This is a genomic window from Brevundimonas sp. UYEF29 (assembly GCF_040546195.1).
Lineage (GTDB): Bacteria > Pseudomonadota > Alphaproteobacteria > Caulobacterales > Caulobacteraceae > Brevundimonas > Brevundimonas huaxiensis.
Map to the genome: position 1 here is coordinate 18,886 of NZ_JBEPNH010000012.1, position 13,656 is coordinate 32,541.

13 protein-coding genes are annotated in these 13,656 nt (G+C 66.7%); 5 read left to right on the forward strand and 8 right to left on the reverse strand.

The window, feature by feature from the left end; translation table 11 throughout:
- Positions 1 to 58: 58 nt before the first annotated feature.
- Positions 59 to 559 carry a YbjN domain-containing protein gene (locus ABIB58_RS14765; protein WP_354042182.1) on the reverse strand — a complete coding sequence of 167 codons (501 nt, stop codon included), beginning with the start codon at positions 557 to 559 and terminating at the stop codon, positions 59 to 61.
- Between the two features lie 35 nt (positions 560 to 594).
- Positions 595 to 1,686 carry a cell division protein ZapE gene (zapE, locus tag ABIB58_RS14770; protein WP_354042186.1) on the reverse strand — a complete coding sequence of 364 codons (1,092 nt, stop codon included), beginning with the start codon at positions 1,684 to 1,686 and terminating at the stop codon, positions 595 to 597.
- Positions 1,687 to 1,828: 142 nt separating this feature from the next.
- Here zapE and ABIB58_RS14775 point away from each other — a divergent pair, with 142 nt between their 5' ends.
- The 3 genes from ABIB58_RS14775 (at position 1,829) to ABIB58_RS14785 (ending at position 5,486) form a co-directional block, all read left to right on the forward strand.
- The gene (locus ABIB58_RS14775) at positions 1,829 to 2,875 is read left to right on the forward strand and encodes an aspartate-semialdehyde dehydrogenase (RefSeq protein ID WP_354042190.1); all 1,047 of its coding nucleotides are present in this window, start codon (positions 1,829 to 1,831) and stop codon (positions 2,873 to 2,875) included.
- Between the two features lie 144 nt (positions 2,876 to 3,019).
- Positions 3,020 to 3,946: an EamA family transporter RarD gene (gene rarD, locus ABIB58_RS14780; RefSeq protein WP_354042194.1), complete on the forward strand. Its 927-nt coding sequence runs from the start codon at positions 3,020 to 3,022 to the stop codon at positions 3,944 to 3,946.
- Between the two features lie 25 nt (positions 3,947 to 3,971).
- On the forward strand, positions 3,972 to 5,486 hold the full coding sequence (locus ABIB58_RS14785) for an MFS transporter (protein WP_354042197.1): 1,515 nt from the start codon (positions 3,972 to 3,974) through the stop codon (positions 5,484 to 5,486).
- Here ABIB58_RS14785 and ABIB58_RS14790 read toward each other — a convergent pair.
- From ABIB58_RS14790 to ABIB58_RS14815, 6 genes are all read right to left on the reverse strand, one after another.
- The gene (locus tag ABIB58_RS14790) at positions 5,471 to 6,604 is read right to left on the reverse strand and encodes a serine hydrolase domain-containing protein (RefSeq protein WP_354042201.1); all 1,134 of its coding nucleotides are present in this window, start codon (positions 6,602 to 6,604) and stop codon (positions 5,471 to 5,473) included. The two genes, ABIB58_RS14785 and ABIB58_RS14790, sit on opposite strands and share 16 nt — an antisense overlap.
- Before the next feature lie 85 nt (positions 6,605 to 6,689).
- Positions 6,690 to 6,959 carry an ATP synthase F1 subunit epsilon gene (locus tag ABIB58_RS14795; protein WP_039243854.1) on the reverse strand — a complete coding sequence of 90 codons (270 nt, stop codon included), beginning with the start codon at positions 6,957 to 6,959 and terminating at the stop codon, positions 6,690 to 6,692.
- A gap of 2 nt (positions 6,960 to 6,961) precedes the next feature.
- Positions 6,962 to 8,500, reverse strand: coding sequence for a F0F1 ATP synthase subunit beta (gene atpD / locus ABIB58_RS14800; RefSeq protein WP_354042207.1), 1,539 nt, complete (start codon positions 8,498 to 8,500; stop codon positions 6,962 to 6,964).
- Positions 8,501 to 8,537: 37 nt separating this feature from the next.
- The gene (locus ABIB58_RS14805; RefSeq protein ID WP_045809980.1) at positions 8,538 to 9,416 is read right to left on the reverse strand and encodes a F0F1 ATP synthase subunit gamma; all 879 of its coding nucleotides are present in this window, start codon (positions 9,414 to 9,416) and stop codon (positions 8,538 to 8,540) included.
- A gap of 32 nt (positions 9,417 to 9,448) precedes the next feature.
- On the reverse strand, positions 9,449 to 10,981 hold the full coding sequence (atpA, locus tag ABIB58_RS14810; RefSeq protein WP_265150392.1) for a F0F1 ATP synthase subunit alpha: 1,533 nt from the start codon (positions 10,979 to 10,981) through the stop codon (positions 9,449 to 9,451).
- 106 nt (positions 10,982 to 11,087) lie between these two features.
- Positions 11,088 to 11,642, reverse strand: coding sequence for a F0F1 ATP synthase subunit delta (locus ABIB58_RS14815; protein ID WP_185225002.1), 555 nt, complete (start codon positions 11,640 to 11,642; stop codon positions 11,088 to 11,090).
- A gap of 345 nt (positions 11,643 to 11,987) precedes the next feature.
- Here ABIB58_RS14815 and ABIB58_RS14820 point away from each other — a divergent pair, with 345 nt between their 5' ends.
- Together ABIB58_RS14820 and ABIB58_RS14825 are read left to right on the forward strand one after the other, a co-directional pair.
- Positions 11,988 to 12,815 (forward strand): TerC family protein, encoded by an 828-nt coding sequence (locus ABIB58_RS14820; RefSeq protein WP_265150395.1) that lies wholly within the window; start codon positions 11,988 to 11,990, stop codon positions 12,813 to 12,815.
- A gap of 5 nt (positions 12,816 to 12,820) precedes the next feature.
- Positions 12,821 to 13,594 carry a glutaminyl-peptide cyclotransferase gene (locus ABIB58_RS14825; RefSeq protein WP_265150397.1) on the forward strand — a complete coding sequence of 258 codons (774 nt, stop codon included), beginning with the start codon at positions 12,821 to 12,823 and terminating at the stop codon, positions 13,592 to 13,594.
- Positions 13,595 to 13,656 lie beyond the last annotated feature (62 nt).

Genomic DNA, 13,656 nt, shown 5'->3' on the forward strand with positions numbered 1-13,656 from the left:
CCTGCGGAGCGATCCGCAGGCCCTTTTTCTTTTCCCTTCTCCCGTTGGGGGAGGCAGCTCATCGCGGCGCGACGTAGCCCATGCCTGCCGCAAACTTGGGCAGCAGTTGCAGCCAGACCGTCAGCGGGTCCGCCAGTTGCGTCACGCCTTCGCCCGACAGCACGATGACATCGTACTGCACCGTCGCCGTCGGCGTTTCGGCGGCGGTGTGGAAGGCTTTCAGATAGCGGTTGTCGCGGTTCCAGGCGTTGACCGCATCCAGCGTCGCCCCGGCGCCCGGTACAACGGCGCTGAACTGAACCTCGCCGCAGCCCGACGCCTCGCAGCCATAGAAAAAGACCGCCCAGGTCAGGCCCGCATTGGTCACGGTGAAGAAGGTCAGGCCGTTCTCGGTCTGCACAGGCCCGACCCGCCCGCCCAGCCCGGTGATCCACGTCGCGACCTCGGCCGGCGTCAGCCCGCGACTGGCCGCAGCCGGCGCCGTCTGGGCGAACGCTCCTCCCGCCGTCAGCGGCGATAAGGTCAAAGCAAGGGCGGCGGCGAGGGCGAGGCGGCGCATGAAGACACTCCGAAGGTCAGTCGATACCCTAGCCGTCAGTCGCGGACGTGCGCCAGCCAGTCCTTGCTCTGCATTTCGTTGAAGCGCGACACGGTGCGCTCGAACTCGAACGCCCCCACCCCTTCGGTATAGAGGGCCTCGGGCTTGGCCGCCGCCAGTACGATAAGCTTGGTCTTGGCCTCATAGAGGGCGTCCACCAGGGTCACCAGACGCCGCGCCTCGTGATGGTTGGCCGAACTCAAGATCGGCACATCCTCCAGGAACAGGGTGTGGAACCGCTGGGCGATGGCCAGATAGTCCTGCGGCCCCAGCGGCTTGGCGCACAGGTCATTAAACGTCGCCCGCGCCATCGACCCGACGGTGCGCTGCACCACCACATCGCGGCCCAACACGCTCAGGTGCGCCGGCTCTTCTGGTTCGCCCCCCTTCAGCTCGCGCCATAACGCCTCGAACGCCGCGCGGTCGTCCGGCGTGTGCCAGACCTGGGCCGAGGTCATCCGGTCCAGCCGCCAGTCCCGCGCCCCGGCCGTCTCCACAACCACGCAGCGCTCGCGGATGATGTCGATGAAGGGCAGGAAGAGCTGGCGGTTGATGCCGTTCTTGTAGAGCTCCTCCGGCGCGCGGTTCGAGGTGATGGCCAGCACCACCCGATCCTCGAACAGGGCTTCGAACAACCGGCCCAGGATCATCGCGTCGGCGATGTCGGTGACCTGCAGTTCGTCGAAACACAGCAGCCGGGCTTCCGACGCGATCAGCTTGGCGATCGGCGGGATGGGGTCGTCGCCCTTATGGGTTCCGAACACGGCCTTGCGGGTCTTCGCATCCCCCTCGCGCCACTGTTTCACCAGATCGTGGATACGGGCCATGAAGGCGTGGAAGTGCGCGCGCGTCTTTCGCGGCTCGGGCGTCGCCGAATAGAACAGGTCCATCAGCATCGACTTGCCGCGTCCGGGCGGGCCGTAGAGATAGACGCCCCGCACCTCCGGCGCCTTGCCGAACAGGCCGCGTTTGGCCAGATCGACCTCCAGCCGCTCCAGCGCCGTGATCACGCTTTCCTGCGCCGGATCGGGCGTCAGTACGCCCTCTTCCACGCGGATGTCGTAGGCGTTGCGAATACGGGAGGTCATGGGAGCGGTGCTTAACGCTCCCTCCAGCGAAAAGCGATTGCTTCACGGCCCTGAACGCCTATTTGCAAGGCCATCACTACAATGCGCTCAAGCAGCGAGGCCCCGTGGGCCGAGCGGTAGCGCGTCCGAAGGACAAGAAGAAATGGGTTATCGCGTCGCCATCGTCGGGGCCACGGGCAATGTGGGCCGCGAAATGCTGAACATCCTCGAGGAACTGGAATTCCCCGTCGATGAAATCCACGCCATCGCCTCGCGCAAGTCCAAGGGCGTCGAGGTCTCCTTCGGCGACAAGACCATCAAATGCCAGGACATCGAGCAGTTCGATTTCTCCAAGGTCGACATCGTCCTGATGTCCGCCGGCGGCGCGGTGTCCAAGGAATGGTCCGAGAAGATCGGCAAGGCCGGTCCCATCGTGATCGACAACTCCTCGGCCTTCCGCAAGGACGCCGACGTGCCGCTGATCGTGCCCGAGGTGAACCCGGACGCCATCAAGGACGCGACCAAGAAGAACATCATCGCCAACCCCAATTGCTCGACCATCCAGCTGGTGACGGCGCTGAAGCCGCTGCACGATGCGGCCAAGATCAAGCGGGTCGTGGTCTCGACCTATCAGTCGGTGTCCGGCGCCGGCAAGGAAGGCATGGACGAGCTCTGGAATCAGACCAAGGCCATCTACGGCCTGGGGGACGCCACGCCCAAGAAGTTCCCCAAACAGATCGCCTTCAACGTCATCCCCTTCATCGGCGCCTTTCTCGAGGACGGCTCGACCGACGAGGAGAAGAAGATGTCGGACGAGACGCACAAGATGCTGGACCCCGACATCCAGGTCACCGTCACCTGCGTGCGCGTGCCCGTCTTCGTGGGCCACTCCGAGGCCGTCAACGTCCAGTTCAACCGCCCCATCGCCCCCGACGAGGCCCGCGCCATCCTGCGCGAGGCGCCCGGCGTGCTGGTCATCGATAAGCAGGAGCACGACGGCTATATCACCCCCGTCGACGCGGCCAGCGAACACGCCGTCTATGTCAGCCGCATCCGCAAGGACCCGACCGTCGAGAACGGCCTGAACCTTTGGGTCGTGTCCGACAACCTGCGCAAGGGCGCCGCCCTGAACGCCGTCCAGATCGCCCAGCTGCTGGACGAGACGGGCGTGATCAAGTCGTCGTCGGGATATCGTTCGATCACGGTCTGATCCTCACTTTCGTCATCCTCGGGCTTGCCCCGAGGACCGGATGTTCCGCCGCTGGTGCGAACGAGCGACGCATAGACGCCCGCCGCGCCCGATCCTCGGGTCAAGCCCGAGGATGACGGCAAGGGGGTGAAAGGAATACGCGCCATGAGCGCCACCCCCTCTCCCAACGACCCCCGCGCCGTCGGCACGGCCATCGCCTGCTACACCCTGTGGGGGTTGCTGCCGCTGCTGTTCATGGCGATGGCCGCGCACGGCTTCGGCGCGCCCGAAATCCTGGCGCACCGGGCGGTCTGGTCGGTCTTCGTGGCGGGCCTGGTGCTGCTGCTGGCCGGGCAATGGGGCGAAGCGCGCACGGTGCTGGCCACGCCGCGCACCCTGGCCTGGCTGGCGCTGTCCGCGCTGCTGATCGGCACCAACTGGAGCCTCTACGTCTTCGCCACCACCCATCATGCGACGCTGGAGGCCAGCCTCGGCTACTATATCAATCCCCTGCTCAACATGGCGGCCGGCGCCGTGCTGTTCCGCGAGAAGATCGACCGCTGGAGCGCGCTGGCCATCGGTCTGGCCGCGATCGGGGTCGTGATCCAGACCATCGCCCTGGGCCATGTGCCGATCATCGGCCTGACCCTGGCCGTCACCTTCTGCGCCTATGCGGTGATCCGTAAGCGCGTGCCCGCCTCGGCCCAGACCGGGCTGTTCGTGGAATGTCTGGTGCTGCTGCCCATCGGCGCGGTCTTCCTGGCCTGGCTGACCACCCACGGTCAGGCGGTCGGGTTCGCCTCGCCCTCCGGCCTGATCTGGGCGCTGGTGAACGGCCCGGCGACCGTGATCCCATTGACGCTGTTCGCCTGGTCGGCGCGGCGTCTGCCCCTGTCCACGGTCGGTTTCATCCAGTTCCTGGCCCCGACGCTGCAGTTCGCCTGCGGCGTCGCGACCGGCGAGCCGTTGACCGTGCTGCGGATCGTCTCCTTCGTCTTCATCTGGGCCGGCGCCGGCGTCTTCGCCCTGGCCGCCTTCAATCGCAGCCGCGCCGCACGCGAGGCGTTGAAGACCACGGCGGAACCGGCGTAGCCTTCGCCCACACGGAGGCGAGGCCATGACGACCGCCCAACCGGGCCCATGCGAACGCGGACAGGTCCATGCCGCCGCCGAACCGGCCCATCCGCTGTCGGCGGCGCGCAAACGCTGGGTGCTGGCCGCGACGGTGCTGGGCTCCAGCCTGACCTTCATCGACGGCTCGGCGCTGGGCGTCGCCCTGCCCGCCGTGCAGCGGGATCTGGCGGCCGGCACGGCGGCGGTGCAGTGGGTGTCGAACGCCTATCTGCTGACCCTGGGCGCCCTCGTTCTGATCGGCGGCGCGGCCGGCGATCGGTTCGGCCGCCGGAGAGTCTTTCTGATCGGGGTCGCGATCTTCGCCCTGGCCTCTATCGGCTGCGCCCTGGCGCCCACCGTCCAGGCCCTGGTCGCCGGCCGAGCGATCCAGGGGATCGGCGCGGCCCTGCTGACGCCCGGCGCCCTGGCGGTGATCGGCGCGACCTTCCCGCCCGAGGAGCGGGGCAAGGCCTTTGGAACCTGGGCCGGGTTCGGGGCCCTGACCGGCATGGTCGGGCCGCTGATCGGGGGATGGCTGGCCGACGCCGCCGACTGGCGCGCCATCTTCTGGATCAATGTCCCGCTGGCGATCCTGACCGCCGTCGTGACCCTGGCCGCCACGCCCGAGAGCCGCGATCCCGACGCGCGCGGTCTGGACGGTCTGGGCGCGGTTCTGGCCGTCGCCGGACTGGGCGCCCTGACCTGGGTCGTGACCGCCGCGCCCGATCTGGGGTTCGCATCGCCCGTGATCCTGGCCGGACTGGCCGTGGGCGCGGCGCTGCTGGCCGCCTTCGTCTGGGCCGAGGCGCGCCAGAGCCACCCGATGATGCCGCTGGGCCTGTTTTCGTCCTCGGTGTTCAGCGGAATCAATCTGCTGACCCTGCTGCTCTATTTCGCCCTAGGCGGGGCGATGTTCTTCCTGCCCTTCGATCTGATCCGGGTTCATGGCTGGAGCGCGACCGAGGCCGGCGCCGCCATGCTGCCCTTCGCCGCCGTCATGGGCCTGTTTTCCGGCCTCGCTGGACGGGTCGCCGATCGGTTCGGCGCCCGTCTGTCGCTCAGCGTCGGGCCGGCCCTGACCGGGATCGGACTGGCGCTCCTCGCCGTGCCTGCGCCGGGCGCGGGCTATGTCGACGGACCGCTGGCGGGCATGACGGTGCTGGCGATCGGCATGACCCTGGCGGTCGGCCCTCTGACGGCGACGGTCATGGGGGCGGTCAAGGCGGGCCACACCGGCGTGGCCTCGGGCGTCAACAATGCGGTGGCGCGCGTGGCCAGCCTTCTGGCCGTCGCCCTACTGGGCCTGGTGCTGTCTGCGGTCTTCGCTGGGGTCGCCAACCTGCCTGACGCGCGCGCCCAGCTGGCCCAGGTCATGTCGGGCGGCGAAATCACACCCGTCGCCCGCGACGCCTTCCATGCAGCGTTCCGGGCCGTGATCCTAACGTGCGCCGGCTGCGCGGGCTTGGCCGGCCTGATCGGTCTATTGACCGCGCCCGGCCCGGTTCAGAAGGCGGCGTAAAGCGCGTCCAGCAAACGCTTGGGGCGGGGGTCGCCGATCAGGTGCGGCGACTGGCGCGTCATCACATAGGCCGCCGACAGCTTCCGCGACGGATCGGCCATGGCCATCGACCCGCCCCAGCCGTAATGGCCAAAGGCGTCGTTCGGCCCGAAGACCTTCAGCCCGTCATTGCGCATCAGCCCGGCCGCCCAGCTGATCGTATAGGGCAGCACCCTGTCCGGCCCGTGGATGCGCTCGCGCGTCAGCTGGTCCAGCGTTCCCGCCGACAGCACCGACCGCCCGTCCAGCGCGCCGCCATTGGCGACCACGCCCAGCATCTTCGCCAGCCCCAGCGCCGTGCCGTGCAGATTGGCCGACGGAATCTCCATCTCGCGCCAGGCCGCCGAACCGCGCCCGCCCGGCGCCGACCCGCGATCCAGGAAGGCCGCCTGTTTGATCGGATCGATGGTCCCCAGGCTGGGCGCCGCCGTGGGTTTGCGCATCTGCGCCACCCGTCCATGCTCGCTTTGCGGCAGGCCGATCCACAGGTCCAGCCCCGCGAAGTCCTGGCGCAGCGCCTGGCCCATCGTCCGCCCCGTCGCGCGGCGATAGATCTCATTGGCCAGATAGCCGACGGTGATCGGGTGATAGCCCGAGCCTGAACCCGGCGCCCACATCGGCGCCTGGGCCGTCAGACGCGACAGAACCGCGGACACATCGAACCAGATCGTCGGATCGACCGCCTCTGAAAAGCCCGGCAGCCCCGACTGGTGGCTCATCAACTGGGCGACGGTGACCTCCGCCTTGCCCGCCGCGCCGAACTCGGGCCACAGCGAGGCGACCGGCTGGTCATAGTCGATCTGCCCGGCCTCGACCGCGCTCGCCATCAGGATGGCCATCACCGCCTTCCCGGTCGAAAACACCGAGGTCAGGGTGGTGTCGGTGAACGGCGTCGTCCTGGCCGTATCCGCATGGCCCGCCCACAGATCGACGACCGTTTCGCCCTCGACCAGCACGCTGAACCGCGCCGCCTGCTCATTCAGCCCCTCGGGCGCGGCGGCGAAGTTGGCGGCGAACGCCTCGCGCACGGCCTCAAAACCGGGTGCGCAGACGCCGTGGATGTCGATGAGATCGGTCATGGGCCGGTCCTAGCGCGCCCGCCGCCCACGAAAAAGGCCTCCCGCCGAAACGGGAGGCCTCAAATCTTTCGATCCGTCGACAGGATCAGGCGGCGACGACCTCAGTGGCCTGTTCGGCCAGGATGGTCAGGCCTTCGCCGTTCACGTCGGCGAAGCCGCCGTGGACGTCGTACTGGGTCTTTGAGCCGTTGTTATAGACGGTCACCAGACCCTCACGCAGGGCGGTCATGAAGGGCGCGTGGTCCGGCAAAACGCCGAAGTCGCCCTCGACGCCCGGTGCATCGACCTGGTCCACGAGGCCCGAAAAGACCTCGCGTTCCGGCGAGACGAGGGAGAAGTTCAGCTTGCCGGCCATGATCAGGCTTCCGACGCCATCTTCTCGGCCTTGGCGACGGCCTCTTCGATGGAGCCGACCATGTAGAAGGCGGCTTCCGGCAGGTGGTCGTATTCACCGGCGACGATGCCCTTGAACGAGCGGATCGTGTCGGCCAGTTCGACGAACTTGCCGGGCGAGTTGGTGAACTGTTCGGCCACGAAGAAGGGCTGCGACAGGAAGCGCTGGATCTTGCGGGCGCGCGAGACGACCAGCTTGTCCTCTTCCGACAGCTCGTCCATGCCCAGGATGGCGATGATGTCCTTCAGGCCCTTGTACTGCTGCAGCACTTCCTGAACCGAACGGGCGACGTTGTAGTGTTCGTCGCCGATGACCAGCGGGTCCATGATCCGCGAGGTCGAGTCCAGCGGATCGACGGCCGGGAAGATGGCCTGGGCGGCGATGTCGCGGCTCAGAACTGTCGTGGCGTCCAGGTGGGCGAACGAGGCGGCGGGCGCCGGGTCGGTCAGGTCGTCGGCGGGGACGTAGATGGCCTGAACCGAGGTGATCGAACCCTTCTTGGTCGAGGTGATGCGCTCTTGCAGGTTGCCCATCTCGGTGGCCAGCGTCGGCTGATAGCCCACGGCCGAGGGGATGCGGCCCAGCAGAGCCGACACTTCCGAACCGGCTTGGGTGAAGCGGAAGATGTTGTCGACGAACAGCAGCACGTCCTTGCCTTCCTCGTCACGGAAGTATTCCGCGATCGACAGGCCGGTCAGGGCGACGCGGGCGCGGGCGCCGGGGGGCTCGTTCATCTGGCCGTAGACCAGGGCGCACTTGGAGCCCTCGGTCGAGCCGCCGTTCTTGGACGGGTCCACGTTCACGTTGGACTCGATCATCTCGTGATACAGGTCGTTGCCTTCGCGGGTGCGCTCGCCCACGCCGGCCAGAACCGAATAACCACCGTACGCCTTGGCGATGTTGTTGATCAGCTCCTGCATGGTCACGGTCTTGCCCACGCCAGCGCCGCCGAACAGGCCGATCTTGCCGCCCTTGGTGTAGGGGCACATCAGGTCGATGACCTTGATGCCCGTGACCAGGATTTCAGACGAGGTCGACTGCTCTTCGAAGCTGGGCGCTTCCTTGTGGATCGGGCGGTATTCGGTGGTGGCGATCGGGCCGGCTTCGTCGATCGGCTGGCCGACGACGTTCATGATGCGGCCCAGGGTGCCCGGGCCGACCGGCGCCTGGATCGACGAACCGGTGTCGGTCACGGGCTGGCCGCGCGTCAGGCCTTCGGTCGTGTCCATCGAGATGGCGCGGACCATGTTCTCACCCAGGTGCTGGGCGACTTCCAGAACCAGGGTGAAGGGCTCGCCCGTCTTCTGGTCGACGTTCTGGGTGTGCAGGGCGTTCAGGATCGCCGGCAGGTGGCCGTCGAACTCCACGTCCACGACGGCGCCGATGACCTGGGCGATCTTGCCCGTGGCGACGGCCGCGCCGGGCGCGGTCGCGGCGACAGGCGCCTTCTTGACGGCGGGCTTCTTGGCGGCGGGTTTCTTAGGGGCGACGGTGTCGGTCATGGTCAGGGTCCGTATCGGAATGTCTGTTCGGTCGGGATCAGAGGGCTTCGGCGCCGGCGATGATCTCGATCAGCTCGGTGGTGATCTGGGCTTGGCGCTTGCGATTGTATTGCAGCGTCAGGGCGTTGATGAGGTCGCCCGCATTGCGCGTGGCGTTGTCCATCGCCGCCATTTGCGAGCCGAAGAAGCCGGCCTGGTTCTCATACAGCGCGGCCAGGATCTGGGTCGTCAGCGCGCGCGGCAACAGGGTTTCCAGGATTTCCTCTTCCGAGGGCTCGTACTCATAGACCGCGCCGTTCAGGTCGATCGGCGCCGCATCGCCCTCGACCACGGCTGGGATCAGTTGCTTGGCCGTCGGGACCTGTTGGATCACCGACTTGAACTGGCTGTAGAACAGGGTGACCACATCGGCCTGCCCCTCTTCGAACGCCGTGGCGATCATTTCGGCGACCGGCTGGGCCGACGGCAGGCCGATCGTCTTGTGGTCCGACAGTTCGAAGGTGTGAACCACCTTGTCGCCGTACAGACGCGCCAGCTGATCGCGCGACTTCTTGCCGACCGCGATGATCTTCACGTCCTTGCCGGCGTTGATCAGGCTGTTGATCCGCTCGCGCGCGGCGCGGATGACGTTGGTCGAAAAACCGCCCGCCAGACCCTTGTCCGCCGTCGCCACCACGATGAGGTGACGCTGGTCCTGGCCCGTGCCCGACAGCATCTTGGGCGCGTCGGCGCCCGAGACGCCGGCGGCCAGATTGGCGATGACCGAGGCCATCTTCTGCGCATAGGGCCGGGCGCTTTCGGCCTGGTCCTGGGCGCGCTTCAGCTTGGCCGCGGCGACCATCTGCATGGCTTTCGTGATCTTCTGCGTGGCTTTCACGCTTCCGATCCGATTGCGCATTTCCTTAAGGCTGGCCATCCGGCGCTACTCTCTCAGCTGTCCGGAGGGGCTCAGGCGAAGGTCTTGACGAAGGCGGCCAGGATGTCCTTCAGCTCGGCTTCGAGGTCCGAGGTCAGGTCCTTCTTGGTGCGGATGCCTTCCAGCAGCGACGCGTGGTTCGCATGGATGCGCGCCAGCAGCTCCTTCTCGAAGCGGCCAACGTCGCCGACCGCGATGCCGTCAATATAGCCGCGCGTGCCGGCGTAGACCGAGACGACCTGTTCTTCCATCGCCAGCGGCGAATACTGCGGCTGCTTCAGCAGTTCCGTCAGGCGGGCGCCGCGCGCCAGCAGCTTCTGGGTCGAGGCGTCCAGGTCCGAGCCGAACTTGGCGAAGGCGGCCATCTCGCGATACTGGGCCAGCTCGCCCTTGATCGAACCGGCGACCTTCTTCATCGCCTTGGTCTGGGCCGAGGAGCCGACGCGCGACACCGAGATGCCGACGTTCACGGCCGGACGGATGCCCTGATAGAACAGGTCCGATTCCAGGAAGATCTGGCCGTCGGTGATCGAGATCACGTTGGTGGGGATATAGGCCGAAACGTCATTGGCTTGGGTTTCGATGATCGGCAGGGCGGTCATCGAGCCCGAACCGTAATCCTCGTTCAGCTTGGCCGAGCGCTCCAGCAGGCGGCTGTGCAGGTAGAAGACGTCGCCCGGATAGGCTTCACGGCCGGGCGGACGGCGCAGCAGCAGCGACATCTGGCGATAGGCGACGGCCTGCTTGGACAGGTCGTCATAGACGATCAGGGCGTGCATGCCGTTGTCGCGGAAGAACTCGCCCATGGCGGTGCCGGCGAACGGGGCCAGGAACTGCAGCGGGGCGGGCTCCGAGGCGGTGCAGGCCACGACGATCGTGTATTCCAGCGCGCCGGACTCTTCGAGGGTCTTCACGATCTGGGCGACCGTCGAACGCTTCTGGCCGATGGCGACGTAGATGCAGTAGAGCTTGGCGCTCTCGTCGTCGGTCTTGTTGACGCTCTTCTGGTTCAGGATGGTGTCGATGGCGACGGCGGTCTTGCCGACCTGACGGTCGCCGATGATCAGCTCGCGCTGGCCGCGGCCGACGGGGATCAGGGTGTCGATGGCCTTCAGGCCGGTCTGCATCGGCTCGTGAACCGACTTGCGCGGGATGATGCCGGGCGCCTTGACGTCCACGCGGCGGCGCTCGGTGAACGCGATCGGGCCCTTGCCGTCGATCGGCTCGCCCAGCGGGTTGACGACGCGGCCCAGCAGGCCACGGCCGACCGGCACGTCCACGATCTCGCCCAGGCGGCGCACGTCGTCGCCCTCGGCGATGGCGGCGTCGGCGCCGAAGATCACGGCGCCCACGTTGTCGCGCTCCAGGTTCAGGGCCATGCCCTTCACGCCGGCCTTGGTGAACTCGACCATTTCACCGGCCTGGACATTGTCCAGACCGTGGATGCGGGCGATGCCGTCGCCGACCGACAGCACGCTGCCGACGTCGGAGACATCGGCTTCGACGCCGAAGTTGGCGATCTGCGACTTGAGGATGGCCGAGATTTCAGCGGCGCGGATGTCCATGACGGGCTCTCTGTTCTTCAGTCTTCTGCGGGTGCGCCGTTCAGGCGCGCATTCTGGGTGGCGGGAGCGCGTTTAGGCGCGCAACATTTTGGTTTCTGAAACGGGCCTAGGCTCGTTTCAGGGCGAACTTCATCTGGTCAAGCTTGGTCTTCAGCGAGGCGTCGAACAGCTTCGAGCCGACCTTGACCTTCAAGCCGCCCAGGATCGACGGGTCGACGCGCGCGGTCAGCTCCGGCGCCTTGCCCAGGCTCTTGGACAGGGCGGCGGTGATGGCGGCGACCTGTTTGGCGTCCAGCGGCTGGGCCGAGACGACCTCGGCGGCGACGACGCCGGCGTGTTTGGCGTAGCGGGCCTCGAACCCGGCGATCACGGCCGGCAGATCCTTGGCGCGGCCGTTCTGCGACAGCAGGCCCAGGAAGTTCGTGGTGGTCTGCTCGAACTTGGCCTTGGCGGCGATGGCGACCAGACCCTTGGCCTGATCGGGCGCGGCGATGACGGGCGATGTGGCCAGGCGACGCAGGTCGGCGCTTTCGGTCCAGGCCGCCTTCAGCGACTTCAGGTCGGCGCGGACGGCGTCCAGGCGGCCGGTTTCCAGCGCCAGGTCGAACAGCGCCTGTGCGTAGCGATCGCCGACTTCCGTCGTTCTGAAATCATCAGCCACTGATTAGGGTCCGAGGTCGTTGTGTCAGGGTCGCAACCGACTGCGAGGCTCGCAACGGTCAAAAGCTTGAAATGCTTACGGAAAGCACGACGGAGGCCGTATCCGTAAATACGCCCCCTTCAAGCCGGGCGCCTGATAGCACGGGGTTTCGCCGCTCGCAACATTGCGTGAAGGCGCGCCGATGACGCAGGGCGAGAGCGCGCCGCCGTTTCCTTCCACACAGCGTAGGAAGGGCGACTGCGCCAAAGGGGGGTGCGACCATGACGCCGCACCCCATCGCTTGATCGGAACCCGCGTCGGCCCTAGCGATTTCCGCTCAAGCTTTATCCACCATCTGGAACCCCGATGCTCGACAGCATAACCCCCCTGCTCTCCGATCCGGCCGCTTGGGCCGCATTGGTGACCCTCGTCGTGATGGAGGTCGTGCTCGGCATCGACAACCTGATCTTCATCTCGATCCTGTCGAACAAGCTGCCCGAAAATCAGCGCCAGAAGGTGCGGCGCATCGGTATCGGCCTGGCTTTGATCATGCGTCTGGCCCTGCTGTCGATCATCGCCTGGCTGGTCGGCCTGGTGCAGCCGGTCTTCACCGTCATGGGCAATGAATTCTCTTGGAAGGACCTGATCCTGATCGCGGGTGGTCTATTCCTCGTCTGGAAGGCCACGAAGGAAATCCACCACACGGTCGATCCCACGCCCAGCCACGACGTCATGGACAAGAAGGACGTGGTCATCGCCAACGCCGGCGCGGCCATCTTCCAGATCATCCTGTTGGACATCGTCTTCTCGATCGACTCGATCCTGACCGCCGTCGGCATGACCGAGCACCTGCCGATCATGGTCGTCGCCGTCCTGGTCGCCGTGACCGTCATGCTGCTGGCCGCCGATCCGCTGGCCAACTTCATCAACAAGAACCCCAGCGTGGTCATGCTGGCGCTCGGCTTCCTGCTGATGATCGGCATGGTGTTGATCGCCGACGGCTTCGGCTATCATGTGCCCAAGGGCTACATCTATGCGGCCATGGCCTTCTCGGCCGGTGTTGAGGCGTTGAACATGCTGGGTCGTCGATCCGCATCCAAGAAGGAAAAGGCCGAACTGGCCCGCAGCGAGGCGAACGCCGCCGAGGCCCGCGCCCAAAAGGCCGAGGCCGAAGCCGCCGCCGAGCGGGGCTGAGCCTCATGATGCGCCTGTCGTCCCGGCTCGCCGGCCTCGTCGCCGGCCTGCTGCTGACGGCAGGCGTCGCCCTGCCGGTTGGGGCCGAAGTCCCGGTCCAGTCCTATGAGGTCGTGCGAGCCTATCCGCACGACACGGGGGCCTTCACCGAAGGCCTCTTCTTCCATGACGGCGGCCTTTACGAGAGCACGGGCCTCTATCCGTCCTTCATCCGCAAGGTCGATCTGGAGACCGGCCGCGTAGAGCGTCAGCGCGATTTGCCGACCATCTATTTCGGCGAGGGCATGACCACGCTGAACGGCAAGCTCTACAGCCTGACCTGGCGCAACCACATCGGCTTCATCTGGAAGCTGGACGATTTCTCGCCTCTGGGCGGCTTCTCCTATCCGGGCGAGGGCTGGGCCCTGACCACCGACGGTCGCCGCCTGATCATGAGCGACGGCACCGATCAGCTGCGCTTCCTCGATCCCGAGACCCTGGCCGAGACGGGCCGCGTCTCCGTCACCGCCGACGGTCGGCCGCTGGATCAGATCAACGAGCTGGAATGGATCGACGGCGAGGTCTTCGCCAATATCTGGCAGGACAACCGCATCGCGCGCATTGATCCCGAGACCGGCGTGGTCAAGGCCTTCATCGACCTGACCGCCCTGGTCCCCAAGGGCGCCAACCTCGACCCCAACGACGACGTCCTGAACGGCATCGCCTGGGATGCGGCGGGCAAGCGCCTGTTCGTCACCGGCAAACGCTGGCCGCAGTTGTTCGAGATCAAGTTGCGCTGATCCGCACGAAGAAAAGGCCGGACGCTGCGACGCGCCCGGCCCCCTTCTTTCCAGCCTCTGCC